We start from the raw sequence: 18,568 nt of genomic DNA on the forward strand, positions 1-18,568 counted from the left end.
AGGCGGCGGGAAAGGGGCAGCTTTTTATCCCGAGGTGAGGACCTTACGCCGTCGCAGCTGCCGCCGCTTTGGCAGCTGCCGGCAGTGCCGCAAAGATACGGTTCATGGCTGAGTCGTCGTGTGCAGCTGAAAGGAACCACGCTTCAAACACGCTCGGCGGCAGGTACACTCCGGAATCCAGCATGGAGTGGAAGAACGGTGCGTAGCGGAACACTTCCTGAGCCTGTGCGTCGGCGTAGTTGCGCACCCCCGAAGCGGAGGTGCCAAAGGCTACAGAGAACAAGTTACCTGCGCGCTGAATCGAGTGGTCTACGCCTTGGGCAGCTAACTCCCCGGTCAAGGCCGCCTGCAGTTCAAGAGAGCGGGCATCAACACTCTTGTACACCGAAGCCGTGGCTGCGGTCAGTGTCGCCACACCGGCGGCCATTGCCACTGGGTTTCCGGATAATGTTCCTGCCTGATATACCGGGCCCAGCGGTGCCAGGTAGTCCATGACCTCGCCGCGGCCGCCCAGGGCTGCTGTTGGAAGTCCCCCACCAATGACCTTGCCAAAGGTGAATAAATCCGGTGTCCAGCCCTCCAGCGCACCAGTGAGCCCCCAGTATCCGGCCGGGCCCGTGCGGAATCCTGTCAGGACTTCATCCAGGATTAGTAGGGCTCCGTGGGCTGAGGTGATCCGGGAAAGGCCTGCGTTGAAACCAGCACCTGGGGTAACAACACCCATGTTGGCGGGCGCCGCTTCTGTGATCACTGCAGCGATCCTGTCCCCGTGGGTAGCAAAGGCGGCTTCTACGGCGGCAAGGTCGTTATATGGCAACACGAGCGTTTCCGCGGCGGTTGCTGCCGTGACCCCGGCAGATCCCGGCATGGCCAGGGTCGCCAGACCGGAGCCAGCCTCGGCCAGCAAAGAATCGAGGTGCCCGTGGTAACAGCCGGCGAACTTGATGATCAACTCACGTCCGGTAAATCCTCGGGCTAGACGCACGGCTGTCATGGTTGCTTCGGTACCTGTGGAGACCATCCGCATCCGTTCAACCCCGGAAACCCTGCCCGTGACCAGAGCGGCGAGTTCGCTTTCGGCAGGGGTGGAGGCGCCAAAGCTCAAACCGTGATCAACTGCCGTGTGCACGGCAGCGAGAACCTCTGGGTGGGCGTGACCCAATAGCGCCGGCCCCCAAGAGCAAACAAGGTCAACGTAATCGCGCCCATCTGCGTCAGTGAGGTAGGCGCCCTTGGCGTTGACCATGAAGCGTGGCGTCCCTCCCACGGAGCCAAAGGCGCGTACAGGCGAGTTCACCCCGCCAGGCATGAGGGTCTTGGCGCGGTCAAAAAGTTCCTGCGAGCTTGTCATGTAAAATCCTTGCCTCAGTAGGTGAACAACAGAAAAAGAAGTGTTAGTTCTCGCGCAGCCAGCCGGCCAGTTCGGCAGCCCAGTAAGTGAGAATCATGTTTGCCCCGGCACGTTTGATACTCAGCACGGATTCCTCTATGGCTCCGCGACGGTTGATCCAGCCATTGGCTGCGGCGGCCTCAATCATGGCGTATTCCCCCGAGATTTGGTAGGCAGCAACGGGCACCGGGGATATGGCCGCCACATCGGCCAGGATGTCCAAATAGCTCATGGCCGGCTTGACCATGATGATGTCCGCGCCTTCGGCCAGGTCAAGCTCCACCTCGTGAAGGGCCTCCCGGCGGTTACCTGAATCCATTTGGTAGGTGCGTCGATCCCCCTGCAACTGCGAGTCAACAGCTTCGCGGAACGGTCCGTAAAAGGCCGAAGCGTATTTGGCGGCGTAGGCCAAAACGGAAACGTCTTCATACCCTGAGGCGTCCAGCGCCTCGCGAATCACCGCTACCTGCCCGTCCATCATGCCCGAAGGTGCCACAATATGGGCTCCGGCAGCTGCCTGGGCCACAGCCATCTGAGCGTAAATCTTCAAGGTGGCGTCATTGGCAACGTCGCCGTCCTCATCCAAAACCCCGCAGTGCCCATGGTCTGTGAACTCATCCAGGCAAAGATCACTCATAATGACAAGGTCATCTCCCACGGCCGCCCGTACATCCGCAATGGCCTTGTTCAGCACACCTAAGGGGTCCACCCCGGCTGAGCCATTCGCGTCGCGAACGGCAGGGATGCCAAAAATCATGATGCCGCCAAGCCCCAGCGCGACTGCCTGGTGCGCGGCCGCCACCAGCGACGCCGTCGTGTGCTGGAAAACTCCTGGCATGGACGTGATCGCTTTAGGCTCGATCAGGTCTTCGCGGATGAACACCGGCAGAATCAGGTCCGACGGCGTGAGCGAGTATTCGCTGACAAGACGACGCATGGCTGGGGTTGTGCGCAGGCGGCGCGGACGGTGCTGGGGAAAGCTCATGGTGACTCCGTAAATTACTGGGTGTGAAAATTAGTGTGGGCTTGGGCCAGTGCGGCCACGATGCCTTCGGGGGTGGGGTGTTTGGCGGTGGCGGCCACGCGCAGCCCTAACCGATGGGCTTCGAGCTGCGTTGGCTGCCCAATGGCAATAACCAGGCAGTTGTCTGTCAGGGGTGCCATGGTTTCGGCTACCCTGCGGGCGGCACTTCCGGAGGCAAGTACGACGGCGCCAATGGCTCCCGCCGCAATCTCACCTGCCGCTTGAGCTGGGGTGAGCACCGGGTAGCCCGCATTGGTGTGCCCCTGTGAGTTATTTAGTGTTGCCTGCAGGCGCAGTTCCGCCTTGGCCGGGTAGTGCACCGTTTGGTAGGCCGTGACGATTTCGCTGTCCCAGCCCTTCGCGTTCATGCCCGTCACAAGCGTGGCTTCAGCGAGATTCGATTGCGGCAATAATATCTTGTTGTTGCTGCTTAGTGAGAGTGTGTTTGGCTCAAATTCGGGCCACAGCTCTACCAGTCCGGCGGCCGACTGGATATCCACAGGGGCTAGTTCCGCATGGATTCCTTCGGCCGCCAAAACCGCAGCTGACGTTGGCCCAATCGTGGCCACGGATGTCCCGGCCGGAATCAGCTCACTCAAGGAAGTCCCGGCCCCTTCACACCATTGCTTCAATGCCCGCACGGTGGTGATGGAGCTGATCACCAACCACCTGTAATCCCCCGCGGAGAGGCGCCTCAGAGCCACCCCCAAGGCGTCATTATCTGCAACCTCAAAGTCAATCACGGGAACCAAAACTGGCTCGGCACCGGCCGCGGCCAGGGCATCAGCCAAGGCGCCGGCCCGGTCCGGGCTGCGAGTGATGGCCACGCGCAATCCGTCCAGTGGCCCGCGGAGGATCGTCACTTGGTAGGGCCTGCCAGGTCTGCAAAGTCGCCAGCGCCACCAGCGAGAAGCTCCTCAGCAAGTTCGATCCCCAAAAGCGTGGCCCCAACGGTGGTGAGACCATCGGTGGCCTTTTTCAAGCGCAACGAACGCACACCGTCAAGGGAGACAACCACAGTTTCGAGATAGAGCATAGAACCTTTACGGTGTGCCAACGCACCAACAGGTGCGCTGCAACCAGCTTCCAGACGCGCCAGAAGCGCACGCTCGGCCGTCACAGCTAGGCGGGAGTCGTTATCATCCACAGCTGCCAGCGACTGTCCCAAAACCTCAGAAAGGTCGGTATCGGCAGAACGACATTCAAGGGCCAGTGCCCCTTGACCGGGCGCCGGAAGCATCACCTCCGTGTCCAGGAATTCAGTGACGGTATCCAGACGGTCAATCCGGCTCAACCCTGCCGCCGCTAGTACCACCGCGTCTAGGTCGCCAATTTTGCCGGGGACGGCTGCTACTGCGGGGTTCCCGGGCAGGCCAGGTACTCGTGCCAGTCGAGTGTCAACATTGCCGCGGATATCCACGATCTTTAAGTCTTTCCGGTACGCCAACAATTGCGCTGCACGGCGCGGGGAACCCGTACCTACAGTTGCACCCTGCGGCAGTTGTGCCAGACTCAAGCCGTCGCGGGAACACAGGGCATCGCGGAAGTCGGCACGGAGGGGCACCGCGGCCAGAGTTAAACCAGGCACAGCCGCTGTTGGCAGGTCCTTCAAGGAGTGCACCGCAACGTCAACACGACCGTCCAAAACGGCGGAACGCAGTTCGGCCGCGAACACGCCGGTGCCACCCATTTGGGACAACGGCCCGGTCAGGATGTCACCGTCGGTTTTGATAGGCACCAGTTCGGCAGCAAAACCACCAACCGCGCTGAGCTGATCGGTGATTTGCCCGCTTTGGCTCAGGGCCAGACGGCTACCGCGGGTCCCAATTTTTACATGCGTCATTACTTCAGCCATGGAAGTTAAGAATCTCCCTGAGCGCCGGCACCAACAAGGCCTACACCAACAGAGCTGCCCACTTCGGAAATAGCGGGTTTTTCACCACGGAAGTTGGCACAGCAGCCCGGGTTGCAGATGTCATACCAGGGCCCAAGATCGGTCATGGCGGGACGGTCGGTGATGTGATTTTCAATGGTTCTTTCGCAGATCAGGTCTACCAGACCCTCAACGAACTTTTGGTGCGTGCTTGGAGTGGGCGCCCGGTCAAAGGCCAGGCCCAGTTCGGCACACGTTTCCTTGGCTTCTGTATCTAGATCCCAGAGGACTTCCATATGGTCGCTAATAAAGCCCAGCGGAACCACCACTACACCGGCAATCCCGGCAGCCGCTTTTTCAGCCAGGGCGTCATTGATATCTGGTTCCAACCACGGCACATGCGGTGCACCGGAGCGGGACTGGTATACCAGCGACCACTCCTGTTCAGGGTCAACTCTTGCCATGATGGCCTCAGCGTTGGCGAGGTGCTGCGCCACATAGGCGGAGTCCTGCTCAAAGCTGCGTGGCTGAAGTTCCGAGCGGCCAGCCGCTTCAGCATCCCGGGTGGGAATGGAGTGCGTGGCAAACATGACGTGCACGGGTGCCTCAGATTTGCCGGCGTCAACCAGTTCCTGGCGAACCTTCGCCAGGGATGCAGCCGTTCCCTCAATGAAGGGCTCCACAAATCCGGGATGGTCAAAATACTGCCGAATTTTATCCACTGCCAGTTTGCCATCCAGACCTGTTTCGGTCAGCGCAATGCCAATATCTTCGCGGTATTGGCGGCAGCTGGAGTAACAGGAGTAAACACTAGTGGTGAGCATCAGAAGGCGGCGGTGACCGGCGTCGTACGCATCCTGCAGCACAGCGGGAATGTAGGGATCCCAGTTACGGTTGCCCCACAGAACCGGCAAGTCAATATTGCGGGCAGCCAGTTCAGCTTCGAGGGCACCCTTGAGCGCGCGGTTCTGCGCATTGATGGGGCTGATCCCACCATTGGCGCGATAGTGATGGCTCACCGCTTCAAGGCGCTCATCCGGGATGCCTCGGCCGCGGGTGACATTGCGAAGGAAAGGCAGGACGTCATCCTGGCCCTCGGGACCGCCAAAGGAGGCCAGGAGGATCGCGTCGTATTGTTTGGGGGCTACTACTCGATTATTCACTTCAGGACCTCGGCAATCTCGGAAGCGTCAATGCGACGGCCCGTATAGAAGGGAATTTCATCACGCACATGCAGGCGGGCATCGGTGCCACGCAGGGTGCGCATCATGTCAACAAGATCGGTTAGCTCATCGGCTTCCAGGCCGAGCAGCCATTCCCAGTCACCCAAGGCGAAGGCCGACACCGTGTTTGCCAAAACCTGCGGGTAATCGCGCCCCAGCATGCCGTGGTCTCGCAACATGCGGCTGCGGTCCTCGGAGGGCAAGATGTACCAGTCGTAAGAGCGCACAAACGGGTAAACGCAGACCCAGTTCTTTGGTTCTTTGGCGCTCATGTAGGACGGGGCGTGGCTCTTGGCGAACTCGGCCTCGCGGTGAACGCCCATGGCTGACCAGGCAATTTCCGTGCTGGCGAACAAACCCAACCGCCGGATGCTGCGCACAGCTCGCTGCAAGCCCTGCGCATCAGCACCGACAAGCCAAACCATCACGTCCGCGTCGTTGCGCATAGCGGATACATCGTAGCTGCCGCGCAAGGTGATGCTCTCGGCGGCCAGGGATGCTTCAAGTGCCTCAAATTCGGCAACCTCAGCGGCCCCTCCAGCGAAGGATCCCGTGCGCTTGAAAACGGTCCAGAGGGTGAACGGAGTCTCGGCGGGAGTTTTGGTGACAGATTCTACGTTTGTGTGGCTCATGGTTTCTAGCATGCCCCTATTCGGTCTCAAAGTTAAAATTACCTTCTCTACATTGCGTAGAAAGTGAGGAACGTTACATTCTGCTTGAGCTGTCAATGACAGCCCGAATTTGCCGCCGCGTGCCGCTGACCACGGCCGCCAGCCCGTTGCCACTCAACCATCCGCCGGTCAGTGCCAGGCCGGGGACCTCATTGGCCAGCATATGGATCTGGGCCATCTTTGCCTGATGCCCGACGGCGGCAAACGGCAAGGCGCCCTGCCACCGGATAATATCCGCACCCAGAACATCCGACTCGGTCACCGGCACACCCAGAAGGGCGGAGGCGTCCGCCAACGCTGTGGGGATCAAGTCTTCCTCCCTGAGAGTCTTGGGTGTCAGACGCACGGCATCCGAGGCCTTGACTCCGGCCCGGCCGTAAGAAAGCCGAATGACGTGGGTTCCCGGGCCGGTGGAATTGCCCAGCCACTCCCATTTCGCTGTTGCATGAGTCAACGCCTTGGCTTTGATCCCTGCAACACCGGGGGCTACAAGCACGCCCGTGCCTCGGGGAGCAGAATCAAGTTCTGGCACATCAACTACCAGCGTGACAAGGCGAATATCGGGCCCAGGGGCTGGCGCCAGGGGCAGCAGGTGCGGTAACTCCGCACTCAAAAGCTGCACAGCCGTGGGCCCATCCGTAGAGACCACCAGCAGCTCCGCCGCCTCAAAACCTTGCTCGGTGCCATGCTCCCACTCCACGATCCAGCGGGAGTCTCCACCGCCGTCGTACGTTGAGTCCGAGGCTTTCGCGGCAGCCGTAGCGAGCGCAGAAGTTTCCCCGCCCGTGGCTTCGGAGGGGCCTGTGTCACCACGGTATATGGCCCTGATCCGGTGACCTGCATGCATGGCTACGCCCGCCTCACGCAGCTGCGCCACCAGCGCGGTAACCAGAGTGTGCATGCCGCCGTCGAGCCCGCCAACAGCGGAACCGGGCTTGCTGCCACCTGCCCGCTGCGCAGCCACGGCTGCGGCCAAAGAACCGTGTTCCCGGATGCCGGCCCGCAGGCCCGGCGCCACCATGTCCACATCCAACAGTTCAGGATCGGCCGAGTGCACCCCTGCCACCACGGGGGCCACCAACCGCTCAAGCACCCGCTTGCCCATGCGCGCCCGGACAAGCTCGGCAATGCTTGACACGGCCTCGGTGGTGCCAATGTTCACAGGCATTTTGGCGTCCAACGCCGCCCGAAGTACCCCAGAGGCACCCAGCGCCGTGCGGACTTCGGGCGCGCTGAGGTCAGAAGGGATGCCCAGCACTCCGGTTCGCGGAAGCGGCACGGGACCATCCGGGAGCCACACCCACGCCCCAGCCGGGTTCGGCGTGACTATTTTATCGGCCAACCCAAGCTCTGCAGCCAGCTCAGCCACTGCCGTGTTCCGGGTCGCGAATGAGTCCGCACCCGCATCCAACACCACCCCGGCCACCTCATGTTGGGCCACGCACCCACCCCAGGTGGCAGCGGCGTCGTAAATACTCACTTGAAAACCGGCACCCTGCAGATCCTTCGCGGCAAGCAAACCTGAGATGCCGCCGCCCACAACTACTGCTTGATTCGGCGCCGGGTGGCTCTGCGGCTTATGGGCTTTGGCAGCAATTTTGCGGTTTTCCATGGTGTCCCTTACAGCTGGTTCGGGTATGGCGGGTACAGGTTGGTGCTAGATGGAGTGAACAAGCTCCACCAGGCGGGTCAGCACCGTCGGGTCTGTGTCCGGCGGCACTCCATGACCTAAGTTCAGCACATGTGAGGGCGCTGTGGAGCCCGCAGCAATAACTTCACGAACGTGCGCCTCAAGCACCTCCCACGGCGCGCTGAGCAGCGCCGGATCGATATTGCCCTGTAGGGGAACGTTGCCACCCAGACGACGGTTGGCCTCATCAAGGGGCAGGCGGTAGTCCACGCCCATAACGTCCACACCAACATTGTGCATAGCGCCCAAGAGTTCGCCGGTCCCTGTACCGAAGTGGATCAGGGGAACACCCAGGTCACGGACATGATCCAAGGCCCTAGCCGACGCCGGGGCAACATGTTCGGTGTAGTCGGCAAGCCCCAGCGACCCGGCCCAGGAATCGAAAAGCTGGCCAGCGCTAGCACCGGCTTCGATCTGCGCGCGCAAGAACTTCCCGGACGCGTCAGCTGCCCAGTTCATCAGTTCAGCCCATAGTTCGGGGCGGGCATGCATCATGGTCCGCGGCCCAAGGTGGTCGCGGGAGGGGCGGCCTTCAACCATGTAGGCGGCCACCGTGAACGGGGCTCCGGCAAAGCCAATCAGTGGGGTACTACCCAGCTCCGCCACTGTTAGGGCCACTGCCTCGCGGATGGGATCCAACGAGGAATCGCTCATCTCAGGCAGGTTCGCAATGTCTTCTGCGGTGCGGATGGGTTTGTCCAAAACCGGGCCCACGCCGGGAACAATGTCCACGCCGACGCCAGCAAGCTTAAGCGGAATGACAATGTCGGAAAAGAAAATGGCGGCGTCAACATCGTGGCGGCGTACGGGCTGGAGCGTAATTTCGGCTGCCATGGCCGGCTTCAGGCAGGATTCCAGCATGGTGGTGCCTACGCGCAGTTCACGGTATTCAGGCAGCGATCGTCCGGCTTGGCGCATGAACCAGATAGGGCGGCGGCTAGGTATGCCACCCCGGTAGGCCGTGATCAGGGGGGAATTGGCGGTGCGGCCATCCATCATGGGGTGGCTTGGGCTCAGTGTCATGGCACCACCATACAGAGCGAATCTGGGGCTATCTTGTGCACAAACTGTCACCGTGGCACTCATTCGAAAGTTCACCATGTCAGCGGAATCACAGTTTCTTAGTGACATATTAGGGTTGCCTGTCCATAAACCATCAGGTTAAGGGTCTACCATATTGAAATTGTGGTTCTCTTTTCTCTTGTTGCCTCGCACACCGCCATTGACTTGGAAACCGTTGCCCGTCTAAGCGTCGGCGCCGCGGCAGTCAGTGCTGAAATTGTGGAAAAAAACAACCCAGTCGCCGGCATGGTGACATTAGCCACGTGCAACCGCTACGAGCTCTATGTCCACGCCCGCAGCGCTGAGGAAGTCGAGTCTGCTCGCAGTTCACTCATTGAATCCGTTAGCCGGCACTCGGGTTTGGCGGAGGCCCAAGTATCCCTGGCCCTTTCCACACTGCACTCCGACGCAGTCCCCCGGCATCTTTTTGCCGTGAGCACTGGGCTGGAGTCAGCGGTTGTAGGAGAACGCGAGATTGCCGGCCAGGTTAGGCGGGCCCTGAGCATGGCGCAGGATCTGGGCGTCACCACGGCCCCGCTGGTCAGACTTTTTCAAGCCGCAGCCAAGACCGCCAAGGATGTAGGTGCCCAAACGGCACTCGGGCGCAGGGGCATGTCGATTGTCTCCGTTGCCTTGGATCTTGCCGCTGAACTCCAAGACTTAACTCCGAAACTTCCTGCGGCTAGCATCATTGTGGCCGACGTGCTTTCTGAGGCCGGTTCCCTGACAGGGAAATCAGCCGTGCTGTTCGGCACCGGCGCCTATGCGGGTGCCGCGATGGCGCAGCTGAGGCAGCGCGGATGTTCAGATATTTCCGTTTACTCAGCTTCTGGCCGCGCTGAGACGTTCGTGGCTTCACGCGGCGGCACTGCTCTGGATAATGACTCCTTAGGCGAGGCCGTTGCACAGGCTTCGCTCCTGGTTGGCTGCAGCGGATCAGATCACCAGCTCTCGCGAGCTGATCTGGCGGCCATGCGCCGTGACAGCTCCCACCAACTCACAGCCATCGATCTTGCGCTGACACACGACTTTGCCCCTGACATTGCAGACCTTTCCGGCGTTGACTTGCTGACACTTGAAACTGTGCGCCAAGCAGCTCCCGCCGAACAAGCGGCAACATTGGCGGACGCCTCCGCCATGGTTGCCGATGCCACCTTGAACTTTGAGCAGTCTCAAAACGCCCGTTCACTGGACCACGCCATCGTGGCACTGCGCCGTCACACCATGTCAGTTCTTGACGATGAACTTGCCAAAGTTCGCAAACAGCACGGTTGTTCGGCCGCAACCCAAGAGGTTGAATTTGCTATGCGCCGGATGGTCAAGCAGCTCCTGCATGTGCCAACTGTTCGCGCCAAGGAACTGGCAGCCACCGGAGACTCCGAGAGCTACCTAGCGGCTCTGGATGCCCTGTATGGATTGAAGATCTCTCCTGAGGTCATTGGCCTAGCCGTGACCGATCGAATCGGCGACGAAGCCGCAGGCTAACCTCTCCCACCCGTTGAGGTTGGAGATAACCACACCCCCACCCCGCCGAGGTTGGAGATCACGACGTCTGATTTTCATACACCCTCCCACTGCTGACCAGCAGTTCGCGCCAAGGTGTCATTATCTCCAATGCCAACGAGGCGAACACCAACATTGAAGCCGCGCCGAGGTGTCATTATCTCCAATGTCAACGTCGGCTACTTTGCCCAGGCGTCAATCCCACCGTCCACATGGACGACGTCGGCATAACCTGCCGCTTGTAGGCTCGCTAACGCTTGGGCTGAGCGAGTGCCGGCCTTGCAATGCAGAATGAGCGGTACCCCGTGCGGAACCTGATCCAGCGCAGAGCCATCCCTAATACCCGCCAGTGGAATCAGCACCGATCCCGGGATGCGAGCTATCTGAAATTCCACCGGTTCGCGAACGTCAATGAGCACAAAGTCATCCTCACCTTGGTCCCGGCGAGATAACCGCTCGGTAAGATCATCGGCGGAGATCAGTTCGTTGCCGTTCTTCATGGCAGGAACCAGCCCGCAGAAAATCTCATAGTCAACAAGTTCCGTGATGGGCTCAGCTGCCGGATCCTTGGCGATCCGGATTTCCCGCCACCGTGATGTCAATGCATCAAAAATGAGCAGGCGGCCAAGCAAAGTCTGGCCTATCCCTGTGATGAGTTTCACCGCCTCGGTGACCATCATGGCGCCGATCGAGGCGCACAACATGCCAAAAACACCACCCTCGGCACAGGATGGCACAGTACCTGGAGCTGGCGGCTCGGGGTACAGATCCCGGTAGTTGGGTCCGAATTTGTCCCAAAAAACACTAACTTGACCGTCGAAGCGCAGAATCGATCCCCACACATAGGGTTTGCCCAACAGTGCGGCGGCGTCGTTGACAAGGTATCGGGTGGCGAAGTTATCTGCACCGTCAAGGATCAGATCGTAATCAGCAAAAATCTCCAGCGCGTTAGTGGAATCGAGCCGCACGGGATGCAGAATCACGTTGACGCCAGGGTTCAGGTTCAGAATAGATTCTCTGGCGGAATCTATTTTGGTGCGGCCAATGTCGCTGACACCATGGATCACTTGGCGTTGCAGGTTGCTCAGTTCAACGCTGTCATCGTCAATGATGCCTAAAGTGCCTACACCGGCGGCCGCCAAGTAAAGCAGTGCCGGTGATCCCAAGCCACCCGCCCCAATGACCAAGACGCGCGCATTGCGCAAGCGCTGCTGACCTTCCAAACCAATCTCCGGAATTAAAGCGTGACGTGAATACCGTTCCAACTCCTCCGGCCCCAAGGGCGGCCCCGGTTCAACCAACGGCGGAAGTGCCACCTCAGAGTGCGGCTTGGTGGCGGTCAAAGGCTGAATCAAGGAAACCATACTCAATAATCTAGTCCCACCTGCACGGCTTGGAGCATTACCGATGGGTAGAATGACATAAACCAACCATGTGCCTTCTATTGGGTCAACGGAGAGAAAGGCTGTCGCAATGAGTTTAGATTCCTCAGCCAAGGGACGCCCCGCCGCACGCACACAACCGACCCGCCTCCCACGCGATGAACGCCGGGCGCAACTGCTCGCCTCCGCACTGGAAGTTTTTGTAAACCACGGATATCACGGTGCCGCGATGGATGAGATCGCAGAAACCGCGAAGGTTAGCAAACCTGTGCTTTACCAGCACTTCCCCAGCAAGCGTGAACTGTACTTGGCGCTTTTGGACAGTCATTTGGAAGCGTTAACCACAATGCTTGTGGCGGCTCTTAATTCCACTAGCGACAACAATTTGCGTGTTCAAGCCACCATGAAGGCTTACTTTCATTTCATGGCCAATGATGACCAGGCCCACAGACTCGTGTTTGAATCAGATTTGGTAAACGACGCCGAAGTTGCGGCACGCTTGGAAACGTTCAATGCGAACTACGCAGACGCCATCGGCAAAGTCATTGCGGAGGACACCAAGCTTCCTCCCGTAGAGGCAACTCTTCTAGGCAGGGCGTTAGCCGGGATGGCACAGGTCAGCGCCCGCTACTGGCTTGAAGAAAAAGGCGATCTTGACATCGAGGTCGCCAGCGATCTTGTCTATCGTTTAGCTTGGCGCGGAATTAGCCGCTTCCCCAAGGAATCCTGACCACCTAGCCCTAGAGTGGTTTGTACATACATTTATTGGCAGTCTGCACCGAGGAGACATCTGTGGAAATCAAGATCGGCATCCAAAACATTGGCCGAGAAATCGTCCTTGAATCCGAGCAAACCGCCGACGACGTCGCCGCCTTGGTTTCTGCGGCGCTGGCCGAAGGTTCTGAGCTGCGTCTCAAGGATGAAAAGGGACGGATCGTCATTGTTCCGGGGAGTGCATTGGGATACGTTGAACTCGGTGGCGAAAAAGCCCGCGGTGTTGGCTTTGGCGCTCTCTAACACCCCAAAGTTACTGCTTTAGTAAAAAGATACGGATCAGATTCCATGGTTGCATTGGTCATTATTGCCCTGACTTCCGGCGCACTCGGTGCTATTGCTTGGGCGGTTGACAAGTACCGGCACACCTTCGGTGCCGTTTTGCCTGCAGGGGCAGCCGTGTCCGCTTCACTGCTGATGTGGGTTATCACCATGGCTGCTGGTCTTGGCAACGACACGGCCACGGCATGGATCCCCTGGATCCTTTCGATGGTGGTTGGCGGCGGCGTTGCTTGGGCTGTAGCGGGCTTTGTGGGCCGTACCCGGCATAATCGCCAGGTGGAAAAGACCAACACAATTTTATCGATGCACTGACTCTAGTGTTTAGGACAAATATGCGCAGGACTCACTTTGAGTCTTGCGCATATTTTTTGCGCCAACGGTGGCTACAAATCACGGCCTTCCTCGGTACAAATGCACAGCCGGTTCCCTTGGACATCGGTGGCGATCACAAACGCCGGAGCGTTTGAGCGGTCCAAGGTGGCACCAACCTTCTCCAGGGCAGTCAGTACTTGCGCCGCCTCACTGGCTGGGACTTGGATATCAAAGTGAAAACGGTTCGCGTTGGGGCTCTGAGTTTGCTGAAACCACAGCGTGGGCAGCCGCCCCGAAGGATCCCTCAAATCATCGTTCCCGCCGGCATCAAAACCAAGGGCGGCAGACCACAGTGCAGCAACTGCCGATGGATCCTCTGTGTCCATGGCAATTTCAACACTGCGCAGACGTTCGGGCTGCGCTACGGCTCCGCAAGTTTGTGCGGCTGCGGAAATCCTGGCAGCTAGGGCCACATCGCGCGCGGTGACCTTGGAGCCGGCGTCGTGCGAGGTGAGAACCACAAACAATGTGTCATAGCGCCAGTCCACGTCCGGGTGGTGACTCGCGGCTTGGGCCTCCTGGCCAATGATCGCAAAAAGTTCCAAAGCAATGGCCGACGTCGGAGACTTCAGTACCGTTGCCAGCCCACCTAGGCGATACCGCCACTGCGGAAGCTCCCTCAGTTCAGCATCGATTTGAGCACGGGTCAGTGAATCGTTCGCGGCCATGGGGGCCTCCCTTGCAGAGGTGGTTACAGGTCGGGGCGGCCATCCATCGCTGACGACGCCAAGGCGTGGGCACGCTTGGGAATGCGGCCGCCCTGTGCTGCCAGTCTGCCACCGATCACGGCGTGTTTAAAGGCCTGGGCCATAATGACAGGATTTTGTGCCCGGGTGACCGCGGTGGCCAACAAGACGGCATCGCAACCCAACTCCATAGCCAACGCGGCGTCCGAAGCTGTGCCAATTCCGGCGTCGAGCACCACTGGCACGTTAGCGCGGGAGACTATCAATTCAATATTGTGCGGGTTCAAGATGCCAAGTCCCGTGCCTATCGGTGCACCCAGGGGCATGACAGCGGCGGCGCCAAGCTGCTCCAGCCGGAGCGCTAGGACAGGATCGTCATTGGTATAAGCAAAGACTTTAAACCCGCGGTTGACCAGCTGCTCAGTAGCCTCCACCAATTCCAGGGCATCGGGCAGAAGCGTGTGTTCATCAGCAATGACCTCCAGCTTCACCCAGTCCGTTTCCAAGGCCTCCCGCGCCAGTTCTGCCGTCATAACAGCCTCCCGCGCGGTGAAGCAACCGGCGGTGTTGGGCAACACACGGATACTGTTCTCCACCAGTAGCTGGAACAGGTTTGTCCCTGATTCGCCATGGGGATCCACCGAATACCTGCGCATGGCCACAGTTGTCAGCTGCGTGCCGGAAGCAATCAGTGCAGCGCCAAGTCCTGCCAGACTTGGCGCCCCGCCAGTGCCCATAATGAGCCGGGAGCCAAGTGCCACACCATCAATTATCAGAGCGTCTTGGTGGGTAAGGGGTTCAGTCATGAGCTTTCACTTTCAAAAATGGGGTTGATTGACATGATATTTATTCCAACCTGTGGTTAGCCGCCCTGCACAGCTGCAACAATTTCAAACTCGTCGTTGACTTCAACTGCTGTGGCAGCCCACTGACTGCGTGGCACAATTCCGGCGTTCCGGGCTACAGCAACACCCAGCCGTCCGCCGTCGGCCGCTTGCCCAGAGGGCAGCAATACTTTCCCTGTTATAACTGACACAAGATCCGCCACAGTGGTTCCAACCGTGTAAGGCTGCGCAGTGCCGTTGATATTAATGGTGGTCATGGTGACTCCTTAGAAGGTGTGCCCGCAGGACGGGAGTGCTGCAGTGCAGGTGAATAACGGTCTGGGCGGAACTGTTCCCACGCCAGATCTGTGATGTTGCCCAGCAATTGTCGGGTGATGTGGGCCGCTATGGGCGTCAGCAGGACTCCGTGCCGGAAGAAGCCTGTGGCGATGATGAGCCCGGGAATGTCCCTGCCATTGCCGTCACCAACTCGTCCCAACAGCGGCGCATTGTCCGGGGTGCCGGGGCGGGCGCGGGCACTCATTTCAAGTAATTCCAGTTCGGCCACGGCAGGTAAGAGCACTTGGGCGTCACGGAGGAGCTGGTGAACTCCGCCCGCACTGACACCGGCGGATCCGTCTTCACGGCTACTGGCGCCAATGACAACGCTCCCATCGGCCCGCGGCACTATATAGACGGGCAGCCCACGAACCAGTCCGCGGATAGTTGCGGTGGTCAGCGGATGAAGATGTTTGGGAACCCGAAGGCGCAGGATGTCTCCGTATACGGGACGGACAGGCAGCTTGAGGCCCTCCGGCAGCTCGTGAAGTTCCGGAGCGCCCAACCCATTGGCCACAATGACCTCGTTGGCATGAACAACACGGCCGTCCGCCAGTTTTACCCCTGTCACGGGCGAGTGCGAGTTACTGGGATCTTTGTGTAGCAAAGCCGTAGCGGACTGGTCAATGAATGTCTGCTCTGCACTGTTTCGGCCGGCCGCCACGGCGGCTTTCACCAGTTGCACTCGTAGTGTTGCAGCCAAGGCTCGCGGATCCACCTGATGATCGGCTTCTACTTTGTAGGCGCAAGAAATATGTGGCCCCACCATTGGTTCAAGAACGCGAGCTTCACGGATGCTCAGCTGAGATACCTCCAAACCATGACGGGTTTGGACCTCGCGGAGGTCGGCCAGCGCCTTGCGGTCAGCTGGGTCTGCGCCCAGTACCAGTGTTGGAGACGTGTTGAAGCCTGTATGGCCAGATTCGGGAATGGCGGCCATAAATGCTGGCCAGCGTGCAGCCGAGGCTAGTGTGAGTTCCAGCAGGTCATCTTCTTGATAGTGCAGTTCGCTCACGGGAGCCAACATTCCGGCGGCCGCAAAAGTGGCTCCGGTGGCGGGTGCCGGGTCAATAATGCTCACAGAATGCCCGGCTTTCTGGGCTTCCCACGCAATGCCCAGTCCAATAATGCCGCCACCAATGACAGCCACGTCGGTGCTCAGAATCTGGGCTTCAAAAGTTGCCACTACGCTCTCCTTCCCTACGCCGGCATGATCCGGATCAGGTTCCACGCCCGCACGGGACGTATTTCGGTCGGCACATTTCGGCGCCCTCTCAACCAGCTTCACTGGCTCCCGCGGTACTGCACTAGTCTATGAGACATGAGCAGATTATCGGTCATCCATGACAGCACAGCGAAAACCCCCGCCACTTCCTTCAAGGACGCCAGACTCTATTTGTGCACCGATGCGCGGGAAAAACAGGGCGACTTTGCCGATTTCCTGAAGGCTGCCTTCGCCGGCGGAGTGGACATCATTCAGTTGCGCGACAAGTCCATCGAGGCCGCTCAGGAACTGGAGTTGCTAACAGTTTTGCGTTCTGTGGCGCAGGAGTGCGGCAAACTGTGGGCCGTGAACGATCGTGCCGATATTGCCATGCTCAGCGGTGCCCCCGTTTTCCATGTGGGCCAGCAGGATCTGCCGTTGCCAGCCGCGCGTTCACTCGTGGGATCAGGTGTTTCCCTGGGGCTTTCCAGCCATGACACCAAGCAAGTGTCCGCAGCTGCTGCCGACCCGAACGCCGATTACTTTTGCGTGGGACCGCTATGGGCCACCCCCACCAAACCGGGCCGTGCCGCCGTGGGACTTTCCTTGCTTGAGCACGCCGCATCCCTGCACACCACCAAGCCTTGGTTTGCCATAGGCGGGGTGGATCTAAGCAACGTTGATCAGGTGGTGGACGCTGGCGCGTCTCGCATTGTTGTGGTCCGGGCCATTACTGACGCCCAAGATCCGACGGCGGCTGCCGCAGAACTGCTCTCCCGGCTACCCGCACTGGGGTAACTTTCACAACGCCGCGCAGCCACGCTCGTTGCTGATGGACCTCCTGCGAAGAGACCTCATGCCAAGAGTGATCCTGCCAAGGGGCCCGGTCTAGTTGAGCCGGTGGCGGCTGGCAACAGCCTCCAATTCCGCTCGATAAGCAGACCATTCTTCCGCCGTACGAGTTGAGGTGTTTCGATCCAGCGGCCCATTACCCGTTGCCCCGTCAATGAGCTCGCGCAGGATATCCGCGTGGCCGGCGTGCCGGGCGGTTTCAACGCACACATGGACCATGATCCGGCTCAGTATCACCTGCCGACTCGCAGGATCCCACCAGGGCACCTCACCCACGGTGTCCAGCGTCAGCAATTCGATGGTCCTGTCGCTGTGCAACGCGGAGAATTCATGCAGTTCAAGAATGTCCGCGCGGCTCTCGTCGGGTCCGGCCCACAGATCGCTGTCCTGGGGTGCACCGGCTGCTAGCCATGGCATTTCTCTATTGCTGGGACGGTCAAAAACCACGCCTAAATATCCCAACTGGACACTGGCCACGTGTTTGAGAAGGCCTAAGAGATTTGTTCCTGTGGGCGTCATCGGCCGGCGGACGTCATAGTCGCTGAGTCCCTCAAGCTTTGCCAGCAGGTTTGCCCGCTGACTTCGCAGGTACTTCAGGAGATCATCTTTTTCATTCATGGTGCCCACTTTTTGCTCATCATCGCGCCGGAGTATCGCTGCATGGTGGCATGACCGCAGCGCTGGCCAGCCAGGTGGCACTGTCGGTGGCTAGGACGCTACCGCAAGCCAACCAATTCTTCCAGCAACTTCATATGCGACTCGAAAAGAGCTATTGGATCGCTAAACGTCGATGTTCCATACTGGCCAAACACTTCAAAGTTCACAGCTCCAAAAACGGATACCCACACCAATGCACCCGAAGCAAAAACATGGTCTGGGACGCTCATTTCCATGTCCGCCCTGATTAGCTCGAAATCAGCAGCCAGCGGTGGACTTCCTTCCTTGACAGGAGCCGTCAGAGCCTTGGATTCGTAGGCACGTTGCAGAATCTGTATGAGCAAAACCACAACCCGCGTGCCTGGTTGGGTCGTTTGTTCCGCCGGGGCGTCGTAACCTGGCACAGGTGAACCAAAAAGTAGTCCATAGCGCGCCGGCTCAGCCAAAGCCCATTGCCGAATAGCTCCACCCCACGCTCGGAATTGCTCTGAGAAATCATTTTGGGGTACCGCGCCAACTGCTGCATCCACAGCGTCACCCAGTGCGTTGTAGCCATCCACCACCAAGAGAGTCAGCAGCTCATCCCGGCTCTTTACATACCGGTAAACAGCAGAAGAAACTACACCTAGGTCACGCGCCACGGCCCGGAGTGAGAGCCCAGCGGCGCCGTGCAATTCAAGATGATGGCGCCCAATGGTGAGGATTTCCGACATGGTTTGCGTTCGCGCCCGTTCCCGCGGTGTTTGGCTCATAGCTCTAT

20 protein-coding genes and 1 riboswitch are annotated in these 18,568 nt (G+C 59.4%); of the genes, 5 read left to right on the plus strand and 15 right to left on the minus strand.

The features are described from left to right. Nucleotides 1–43: 43 nt before the first annotated feature. From hemL to hemE, 8 genes are all read right to left on the minus strand, one after another. Nucleotides 44–1,351 carry a glutamate-1-semialdehyde 2,1-aminomutase gene (hemL, locus tag AAFM46_RS12630; RefSeq protein WP_343318131.1) on the minus strand — a complete coding sequence of 436 codons (1,308 nt, stop codon included), beginning with the start codon at nucleotides 1,349–1,351 and terminating at the stop codon, nucleotides 44–46. Between the two features lie 43 nt (nucleotides 1,352–1,394). Continuing rightward, nucleotides 1,395–2,375 (minus strand): porphobilinogen synthase, encoded by a 981-nt coding sequence (gene hemB, locus AAFM46_RS12635; protein WP_283530921.1) that lies wholly within the window; start codon nucleotides 2,373–2,375, stop codon nucleotides 1,395–1,397. 14 nt (nucleotides 2,376–2,389) lie between these two features. Continuing rightward, nucleotides 2,390–3,277, minus strand: a complete 888-nt coding sequence (locus AAFM46_RS12640; protein ID WP_343318132.1) for a uroporphyrinogen-III synthase — start codon at nucleotides 3,275–3,277, stop codon at nucleotides 2,390–2,392. Next, the gene (hemC, locus tag AAFM46_RS12645) at nucleotides 3,274–4,257 is read right to left on the minus strand and encodes a hydroxymethylbilane synthase (RefSeq protein WP_343320446.1); all 984 of its coding nucleotides are present in this window, start codon (nucleotides 4,255–4,257) and stop codon (nucleotides 3,274–3,276) included. The genes AAFM46_RS12640 and hemC overlap by 4 nt, the downstream gene beginning before the upstream one ends. Before the next feature lie 17 nt (nucleotides 4,258–4,274). After that, complete coding sequence (locus AAFM46_RS12650; RefSeq protein WP_343318133.1) at nucleotides 4,275–5,450, minus strand: ferrochelatase; 1,176 nt, start codon at nucleotides 5,448–5,450, stop codon at nucleotides 4,275–4,277. After that, on the minus strand, nucleotides 5,447–6,142 hold the full coding sequence (hemQ, locus tag AAFM46_RS12655; RefSeq protein ID WP_283530924.1) for a hydrogen peroxide-dependent heme synthase: 696 nt from the start codon (nucleotides 6,140–6,142) through the stop codon (nucleotides 5,447–5,449). The genes AAFM46_RS12650 and hemQ overlap by 4 nt, the downstream gene beginning before the upstream one ends. 73 nt (nucleotides 6,143–6,215) lie before the next feature. After that, on the minus strand, nucleotides 6,216–7,793 hold the full coding sequence (locus tag AAFM46_RS12660) for an FAD-dependent oxidoreductase (RefSeq protein ID WP_343318134.1): 1,578 nt from the start codon (nucleotides 7,791–7,793) through the stop codon (nucleotides 6,216–6,218). Nucleotides 7,794–7,838: 45 nt separating this feature from the next. Further along, a complete protein-coding gene (gene hemE / locus AAFM46_RS12665) occupies nucleotides 7,839–8,894 on the minus strand; it encodes a uroporphyrinogen decarboxylase (protein ID WP_343318135.1) in 1,056 nt (351 codons plus the stop codon). A 162-nt stretch (nucleotides 8,895–9,056) separates the two neighbouring features. On the opposite strand from hemE, the gene AAFM46_RS12670 reads away from it, so the two are divergent. Further along, complete coding sequence (locus AAFM46_RS12670) at nucleotides 9,057–10,418, plus strand: glutamyl-tRNA reductase (protein WP_343318136.1); 1,362 nt, start codon at nucleotides 9,057–9,059, stop codon at nucleotides 10,416–10,418. 197 nt (nucleotides 10,419–10,615) lie between these two features. On the opposite strand, the gene moeB is transcribed toward AAFM46_RS12670, so the two are convergent. Next, nucleotides 10,616–11,800: a molybdopterin-synthase adenylyltransferase MoeB gene (gene moeB, locus AAFM46_RS12675; RefSeq protein ID WP_343318137.1), complete on the minus strand. Its 1,185-nt coding sequence runs from the start codon at nucleotides 11,798–11,800 to the stop codon at nucleotides 10,616–10,618. 109 nt (nucleotides 11,801–11,909) lie between these two features. Here moeB and AAFM46_RS12680 point away from each other — a divergent pair, with 109 nt between their 5' ends. From AAFM46_RS12680 to AAFM46_RS12690, 3 genes are all read left to right on the plus strand, one after another. After that, entirely contained in the window at nucleotides 11,910–12,548 is a 639-nt protein-coding gene (locus AAFM46_RS12680) for a TetR/AcrR family transcriptional regulator (RefSeq protein ID WP_283530929.1), read from the plus strand. 62 nt (nucleotides 12,549–12,610) lie between these two features. Continuing rightward, a complete protein-coding gene (locus tag AAFM46_RS12685) occupies nucleotides 12,611–12,835 on the plus strand; it encodes a DUF3107 domain-containing protein (protein ID WP_283530930.1) in 225 nt (74 codons plus the stop codon). A 45-nt stretch (nucleotides 12,836–12,880) separates the two neighbouring features. Then, nucleotides 12,881–13,186, plus strand: coding sequence for a hypothetical protein (locus tag AAFM46_RS12690; protein ID WP_283530931.1), 306 nt, complete (start codon nucleotides 12,881–12,883; stop codon nucleotides 13,184–13,186). A 71-nt stretch (nucleotides 13,187–13,257) separates the two neighbouring features. Here AAFM46_RS12690 and AAFM46_RS12695 read toward each other — a convergent pair whose 3' ends face one another. The 4 genes from AAFM46_RS12695 to thiO all read right to left on the minus strand — a co-directional run bounded on the left by AAFM46_RS12695 (nucleotide 13,258) and on the right by thiO (nucleotide 16,281). Continuing rightward, complete coding sequence (locus AAFM46_RS12695) at nucleotides 13,258–13,914, minus strand: VOC family protein (RefSeq protein WP_283530932.1); 657 nt, start codon at nucleotides 13,912–13,914, stop codon at nucleotides 13,258–13,260. 23 nt (nucleotides 13,915–13,937) lie between these two features. Further along, on the minus strand, nucleotides 13,938–14,738 hold the full coding sequence (locus tag AAFM46_RS12700; protein WP_283530933.1) for a thiazole synthase: 801 nt from the start codon (nucleotides 14,736–14,738) through the stop codon (nucleotides 13,938–13,940). 56 nt (nucleotides 14,739–14,794) lie between these two features. Then, on the minus strand, nucleotides 14,795–15,034 hold the full coding sequence (gene thiS / locus AAFM46_RS12705; protein WP_283530934.1) for a sulfur carrier protein ThiS: 240 nt from the start codon (nucleotides 15,032–15,034) through the stop codon (nucleotides 14,795–14,797). Beyond that, nucleotides 15,031–16,281 (minus strand): glycine oxidase ThiO, encoded by a 1,251-nt coding sequence (thiO, locus tag AAFM46_RS12710; RefSeq protein ID WP_283530935.1) that lies wholly within the window; start codon nucleotides 16,279–16,281, stop codon nucleotides 15,031–15,033. The genes thiS and thiO overlap by 4 nt, the downstream gene beginning before the upstream one ends. Further along, nucleotides 16,276–16,402, minus strand: a riboswitch (TPP riboswitch). (Overlaps the previous gene by 6 nt.) A gap of 14 nt (nucleotides 16,403–16,416) precedes the next feature. Between thiO and thiE the strand changes: the two genes are divergently transcribed. Continuing rightward, complete coding sequence (gene thiE / locus AAFM46_RS12715) at nucleotides 16,417–17,097, plus strand: thiamine phosphate synthase (RefSeq protein ID WP_283530936.1); 681 nt, start codon at nucleotides 16,417–16,419, stop codon at nucleotides 17,095–17,097. A gap of 90 nt (nucleotides 17,098–17,187) precedes the next feature. On the opposite strand, the gene AAFM46_RS12720 is transcribed toward thiE, so the two are convergent. Next, a complete protein-coding gene (locus AAFM46_RS12720; protein WP_343318140.1) occupies nucleotides 17,188–17,769 on the minus strand; it encodes a DinB family protein in 582 nt (193 codons plus the stop codon). A gap of 98 nt (nucleotides 17,770–17,867) precedes the next feature. Continuing rightward, on the minus strand, nucleotides 17,868–18,560 hold the full coding sequence (locus tag AAFM46_RS12725; RefSeq protein ID WP_343318142.1) for a WHG domain-containing protein: 693 nt from the start codon (nucleotides 18,558–18,560) through the stop codon (nucleotides 17,868–17,870). Between the last annotated feature and the right edge of the window lie 8 nt (nucleotides 18,561–18,568).

Source organism: Arthrobacter sp. TMP15, assembly GCF_039529835.1.
GTDB lineage: Bacteria > Actinomycetota > Actinomycetes > Actinomycetales > Micrococcaceae > Specibacter.

Coding starts and splice junctions, on each gene's coding strand:
- hemL (WP_343318131.1), bottom strand. CDS start 1,351: ATGACAAGCTCGCAGGAACTTTTTGACCGCGCCAAGACCCTCATGCCT.
- hemB (WP_283530921.1), bottom strand. CDS start 2,375: ATGAGCTTTCCCCAGCACCGTCCGCGCCGCCTGCGCACAACCCCAGCC.
- hemC (WP_343320446.1), bottom strand. CDS start 4,257: ATGACGCATGTAAAAATTGGGACCCGCGGTAGCCGTCTGGCCCTGAGC.
- hemQ (WP_283530924.1), bottom strand. CDS start 6,142: ATGAGCCACACAAACGTAGAATCTGTCACCAAAACTCCCGCCGAGACT.
- AAFM46_RS12660 (WP_343318134.1), bottom strand. CDS start 7,793: ATGGAAAACCGCAAAATTGCTGCCAAAGCCCATAAGCCGCAGAGCCAC.
- hemE (WP_343318135.1), bottom strand. CDS start 8,894: ATGACACTGAGCCCAAGCCACCCCATGATGGATGGCCGCACCGCCAAT.
- moeB (WP_343318137.1), bottom strand. CDS start 11,800: ATGGTTTCCTTGATTCAGCCTTTGACCGCCACCAAGCCGCACTCTGAG.
- AAFM46_RS12680 (WP_283530929.1), top strand. CDS start 11,910: ATGAGTTTAGATTCCTCAGCCAAGGGACGCCCCGCCGCACGCACACAA.
- AAFM46_RS12690 (WP_283530931.1), top strand. CDS start 12,881: ATGGTTGCATTGGTCATTATTGCCCTGACTTCCGGCGCACTCGGTGCT.
- AAFM46_RS12695 (WP_283530932.1), bottom strand. CDS start 13,914: ATGGCCGCGAACGATTCACTGACCCGTGCTCAAATCGATGCTGAACTG.
- AAFM46_RS12700 (WP_283530933.1), bottom strand. CDS start 14,738: ATGACTGAACCCCTTACCCACCAAGACGCTCTGATAATTGATGGTGTG.
- thiS (WP_283530934.1), bottom strand. CDS start 15,034: ATGACCACCATTAATATCAACGGCACTGCGCAGCCTTACACGGTTGGA.
- thiE (WP_283530936.1), top strand. CDS start 16,417: ATGAGCAGATTATCGGTCATCCATGACAGCACAGCGAAAACCCCCGCC.
- AAFM46_RS12720 (WP_343318140.1), bottom strand. CDS start 17,769: ATGAATGAAAAAGATGATCTCCTGAAGTACCTGCGAAGTCAGCGGGCA.
- AAFM46_RS12725 (WP_343318142.1), bottom strand. CDS start 18,560: ATGAGCCAAACACCGCGGGAACGGGCGCGAACGCAAACCATGTCGGAA.